This window comes from Psychroflexus aurantiacus (assembly GCF_010820555.1).
Lineage (GTDB): Bacteria > Bacteroidota > Bacteroidia > Flavobacteriales > Flavobacteriaceae > Psychroflexus > Psychroflexus aurantiacus.
This window is the reverse complement of record NZ_JAAIKD010000034.1, coordinates 1-814: the sequence shown is the minus strand read 5'-3', so window position 1 is coordinate 814 and position 814 is coordinate 1. Positions and strand designations below refer to the sequence as shown.

The following is an 814-nucleotide window of genomic DNA, read 5'->3' as shown; positions in this document are numbered from 1 at the left end:
GCCAACGGTTTCGTATAAGAATAGTTGCGGGTTTGCGTGCGAGGATTTTCCGAAGGAAAATCAGACGTAGTAAACTTGCAACGACCTTTGGTTAAGCCTGAAATTGAGCGATTATTTTTATACATTGTTGTAAACAGTTATTTTTACCGCAATGTATTTCTCAATTTGTTCTTTGTCCGTTTTATTTTTTATTATTAATAATTCGTTGTTTTTATGTGTTCGATAATTCAATAAAAATTTAGTTTTTCCGCTTCGAGATAATTCCGAGTATTCAAATCGGTTTGGGTCAAATTTTTCGCTTATCAATTCCGTTTTTTTAGTTCGGTCAAGTATTTTTTTCAGCCGAGTTAATTCTCCGCTTTTCTCGTCTATTTTTAATTCCGAGTAGTAAATCCAAGAAGCAAATCGGTAAATAGTGTATCCGATTAAAGTCAAAATCGCAACAAAAATTCCGATTCCAATTCCGAGAAACCAAATCAGGAATATGAAAGAAGTAGAAGTCCAAATCAATAGTTCTTTCCAGTTAAATGGAATTCTATCGCTCAGCGTGTGAACGTGTCCATTTTTGGAAATTCTGAAGTAATCTTCGCGTTCGTTCATTATAATGAATCGTAAATTAGTTTTATACCACAAGCGAATAGAATAAATGCTCCTAAAATAAACTTAACGGTAAATGACATTAGCATATAATCTTCATTTTTTCTTTCAGAAACGAATTTTTTCCTTTCGTAGTTGTACCAAATAATTCCAAGAACAATTAATAAAGTTCCAATTATAAATTTTAGTACGTTCTCCATAATTGTTTACAACGGTT

At 32.1% G+C, this 814-nt stretch carries 1 protein-coding gene; it reads right to left on the bottom strand.

Annotation, left to right across the window (positions count from 1 at the left end; translation table 11 throughout):
* Nucleotides 1-117: 117 nt before the first annotated feature.
* Nucleotides 118-600: an SLC5/6 family protein gene (locus G3567_RS13220; protein ID WP_164005790.1), complete on the bottom strand. Its 483-nt coding sequence runs from the start codon at nt 598-600 to the stop codon at nt 118-120.
* Nucleotides 601-814: the final 214 nt, after the last annotated feature.

Excerpts from the sequence above, each read along its gene's own strand:
- G3567_RS13220 (WP_164005790.1), bottom strand. The coding sequence starts at position 600 with ATGAACGAACGCGAAGATTACTTCAGAATTTCCAAAAATGGACACGTT.